The 4,617-nt window shown below is 27.7% G+C and carries 3 protein-coding genes; all 3 read left to right on the top strand.

The window, feature by feature from the left end:
• Positions 1–232: 232 nt before the first annotated feature.
• Genes DFR79_RS15830 through DFR79_RS15840 form a run of 3 tightly spaced genes read left to right on the top strand, consistent with a single transcriptional unit; the run spans position 233 to position 4,550 of the window.
• Entirely contained in the window at positions 233–1,732 is a 1,500-nt protein-coding gene (locus DFR79_RS15830; protein ID WP_133516426.1) for an extracellular solute-binding protein, read from the top strand.
• A gap of 16 nt (positions 1,733–1,748) precedes the next feature.
• Positions 1,749–3,485 (top strand): sensor histidine kinase, encoded by a 1,737-nt coding sequence (locus DFR79_RS15835; protein WP_133516427.1) that lies wholly within the window; start codon positions 1,749–1,751, stop codon positions 3,483–3,485.
• Positions 3,486–3,509: 24 nt separating this feature from the next.
• Complete coding sequence (locus DFR79_RS15840) at positions 3,510–4,550, top strand: response regulator (protein ID WP_133516428.1); 1,041 nt, start codon at positions 3,510–3,512, stop codon at positions 4,548–4,550.
• The last annotated feature ends 67 nt before the right edge of the window (positions 4,551–4,617 follow it).

The raw sequence follows: 4,617 nt of genomic DNA on the forward strand, positions 1-4,617 counted from the left end.
TCAAATATCACCGGACAGATGTCCTAATACCATTATTTAATTTTTTAGATTTTTATTTTTTGAATTATTTTAGACTTTTCGCAGTGCAATCATATATACTAATATTAATAATGTCATATTTCGTCGAAAAAAATCGAAAAATAAGAAATAATGTCAAAAAATAGATTATAATTTTGAAAATTATTTTTATGTAATAAAAGATTTCTTACAGGAGGAGGTAAGATAGATTAAAATGCACAAAAAAAGAAGACTTTTATTTATAATTTTAATTATTGGAATGTTTGTAATTACTGGATGCAGTAGGCAGAATGATGAAGAAAATAATGATGGGAAAATAACAATAGAAGATAATATTTTAAAAGGTAGTAATTTTGAAAATTTAAAAATTCCTAAAAATTATAATATAAAGCAGTTTGAAGGTACAACTCTAAACTTTATTGTCGAAAAAAATATTAATGCTAATATTTTATCTCATGAAAGTGAATCTTTTTCAGAATTAACTGGAATAAATATTAAGATTAGAGCCATGGATTATGATAGTTTAATCCAGAATGCAAATTTAGATTTACTTTCCCAATCTGGTGAGTATCAGATAATTTATGTCGATCCATATCAGACCACAAACCGTTACCATACTCATCTTGTAGAATTAAATTCTTTAATGAATAACCAGGAATTACCTGAGATTAATGGATTTCCAGATGATTTTTTCGAGTTTCAGACTAAAGTTACTTCCAACTATAAAGATCAAAATAAATATTATGCAGTTCCATTTGATAGTACTACAATGATACTTTATTATCGTAAAGACATTTTTGAAAAATATCATGATCAATTTTATCAGGAGAAGGGCTATGATTGGACACCAGGTTCTAAAGAATTCACCTGGGAAAGATACAGTGAAGTTGCCGAATGGATAGATAAAAATGTTCCGGATTCTGAGGTTAAATATGGAAGTGGTCAAATGGGACAGGAACATAACTCTATTTTTTGCGAATTTTCTACAATTTTAGATTCTTATGGCGGCAGCTATTTTAATAATTCTGCTGTAAATACTTATGGAATAGACAGTTTTAAAAATTTTGATATTTCAGGACCAAATTTTATTAAAGCACTTGATGTATATAAAAAAGTAGTAAGTACTGCTGCTCCAGAAAGTGTAAACTGGAATTGGACTAATACCGCTAATGCATTCCGTGATGGCCAAATTGCTATGATGCCTAACTGGGATGAGAACAGTACCTATGTCGAAAATAATGATTCAAAAGTAAAAGGGAAAGTAGCTTATTCAATTCTTCCATACGGAAGTGAAAAAAGCGCTAATATTTATGGTGGGTCAGGAATTGCGATAAATAAACATATTTCGGAAAAAGAAAAAGAAGCAGCCTGGCTTTATATTGTCTGGGCTACCTCTAAAGAAATGCAGCTTAAAATTCTTAAACATCCAGAAGGTGGAAGCCTGCCTACCAGAAAATCTGTATATAATGATATAAAAATTAAACAATTTATAGAAGAACAGGAAGACGACTTAAATAATAATATTGCATACCATCATTTAGAAGCTGTTCTGAATGCCTGGAAAGAAGAAAATCTCTATTTAAGACCTAAATTAAAGGATTTTTATCAGTTTGAAAAGGTCTTGATAGAAAATCTACATCAAATGTTAGTCAAGAATTTGGACAGCCGACAGGTAAGAGATAATATAAGAAATCAGCTGAGACAGATAAATTAGATCTGGAGGAATAGTTGTGAAAAGAGTAAGCTTTTTTAATTCACTGAGAGTAAAATTAGGAATAATAACAATTTTTATGATTGGAATTCCAATTATAGTTTTTTCTTTAATATATTCTCAAAATGTTAAAAATGTTATAGTAAAAAAATATACGGAATCAGCTGAGGCTTCAGTAAATGAAACTTCCGAAAAAATTAATTTAATCTTAGAAGATATAAATAAGTTTTCTTCTTTAATAATTTCTAATCAGGAACTTCTGACAATGGCAAAAAATCATCAAAATTTTAGTCAAAATGATTTTAATAACAAATTAAGAAGTTTTATTACTATAAGGTCAGATATTGAAGCAATTAAACTCAGAATTGAAGAAAACAGTTATTCTATCGGTGTAAATATTATCAATGAAGATCCTTTTATTCCACCAGAATTAAAAAATTCCAAAGGGCAGCCGATCTGGATGCCGACAAAAGATGTTGAAATTGAAATATTAGCGGGGAATTTCAAAAAATATTATTATACCCTCAGTAGAAAGTTAATTGATTATAACACATTAAATCATTACGGTTATTTAATGATTGATCTTGATGAAATCATCTTAGAACAGTCATATTCAGAAATTCAGGGAGAAGAAAATGAAGAGGTTTTTATTTGTGACAGAAATGGCAGAATAATTAGCCATCCAGATAAAAGTAAAATTGGCACTTATATTACGTTAAAACCTTATGGTGAAGAAATATTGTCCAATGATAATGGCAATTTAGAATATTTTGCAGGAGAGAAGCGGCTGGCTATTTTCTCTACAATTGATAATAATGGCTGGAAAGTTATTAAAACTATAGCAACTACTAATCTTTACCGAGAAATTAATGATATACAGAGATTCCTTTCAATTCTGGGTTTTATTTATGGGGTTTTAATTATTACTTTTATGATAATTTTTTCTATCAGATATACTGAACCGATGTTTAAAATGATGGGCGTTATAAAAAAAGTGGAAGAGGGCGATCTTTCTGCAAGAATGCCGATTAAAAGTAATGATGAAATAGGTCATTTAGGTTATAGTTTGAATAATATGATTGATGAGATGCAGAATTTAATTGATAAGTTAATTGAAGAAGAACAGGAAAAAAAGGAAGTTGAGTTAGAGGCACTACATGCTCAGATCAATCCTCATTTTCTTCATAATACTTTAAATACTATAAAATGGATGGCTAAAATTCAGGGGAATATCAGTGTTAGTAAAGCTATAACTTCTTTAGTTAAACTGCTGCGGGTAAGTACAAATTTAAGCAAGGAAAAAATAACACTGGCTGAAGAAATTGATTATCTTAAAAATTACATGGTTATACAGCGTTTACGTTTTAATGAAGAAATCAGTTTAGAATTTAGAATTGAAGAAGATTGTCTGCAGCTTAAGGTTCCTAAATTAATTTTACAGCCAATTGTCGAAAATTCAATTATCCATGGTCTAGAAAAGAAGAGTTTTGAGTTAAAAATCAGAATAAAAGTTTATAAAAAAGAGGAACAGGTCTTCATTGAAATAATAGATAATGGTCCAGGTATCAAAAAAGAAACACTCGACAATATATTTGAATCAGAGTCTGCCTATGATAAATTTTCCAAAGTAGGTTTAAATAATGTTAATAAGAGAATTAAACTATATTTTGGTTCTGAATATGGATTAAATATTAGATCAAAACCTGGTTATGGTACTAAAATCATTGTTAATCTACCGGATATGATAAATTATTAAGGATAAGCTTAGGGAGGTAAATCAATGTATAAAGTTTTAATCGTTGATGATGAAACTTTAGTTAGGGTAGGATTAAAAACAACAATTAACTGGGAAGAATTAGGGTTTTCAATTGTTGCTGATGCTTCAGATGGAGAACAGGCTTATCAGCTTTATAAAAAATATAAGCCTGAGGTAATAATAACTGATATCAGAATGCCTAAAAAAGATGGTTTTTATTTGATAGAGAAGATAAGGTCCGAAAATCAAAAATCAAAAATATTGGTTTTAACAGTTTATGATGAATTTTCTTATGCAAGAAAAGCTTTGAAGCTAGGGGCAGATGATTATATTTTAAAAACCGAAATTGAAGATGAAGAATTAGTAAAGCTAATGATCAAATTAAAGAAAGATTTAGAAAATGAAAATTTGAGGCAAAATGATTTAATTCAGACAGAAAGTGAAAGCTCAATTAAAAAAACATTATTTGCAAAAATTATACGCAACGATTTTGAAATGAACAAAAAGATAAAGAAGAAATTCAAAAAAATTGATTTTGGATTTGAAAAAGATGATTTTGTTTTAGTGAATATACTACTCGAAGAAAAATATAAAAATCAGGAGAAGAATAATACTAATAAAGTTAATAATGCATTAATAAATATCGTTTTTGATCAATTTTCAGAGAAAAATATTAAGTATATATATCATCAAGATAAAAACAGTTATATTTTTCTGCTTTCTGCAGCTGATTTAAAAGAAAGAAAAATCAAAACTTTACTTAAAACTATTTCTAAAGCAGCCAAACAGTATTTTGATATTAATATGAAAATTATTTATAGTAGTATTTTTAAAGAGTTTGACAATCTATATTCTAATTATAAAGATCTTATAGAAAAAAATGAAATATTATTTTATCAGAAAAACTCAGGGTTTTACGTAAAAAATATAGAAGAAATTGTTTTTAATAATGCAAATATTTTTGAACTCGGCAAAGAACATAATAGAAAAATAATAGAATTAGTTAGTGCTAAGAATGTTGAAGTTATTAAAGAAAAGGTAACGTCAAGTATTTTGTGTAAATAAATTAATATCTTTCTTCAAATAGTTGAATTAAGTTTTCTCGAGTAGCTAAAAATCCTTTTAATCTTCT

The organism is Halanaerobium saccharolyticum (assembly GCF_004362045.1).
In the GTDB taxonomy this organism is placed as follows: Bacteria; Bacillota; Halanaerobiia; order Halanaerobiales; family Halanaerobiaceae; genus Halanaerobium; species Halanaerobium saccharolyticum_C.

What these genes read in the sequence shown, in the direction of transcription:
- DFR79_RS15830 (WP_133516426.1), top strand. Translation starts at nt 233, where the DNA reads ATGCACAAAAAAAGAAGACTTTTATTTATAATTTTAATTATTGGAATG.
- DFR79_RS15840 (WP_133516428.1), top strand. Translation starts at nt 3,510, where the DNA reads ATGTATAAAGTTTTAATCGTTGATGATGAAACTTTAGTTAGGGTAGGA.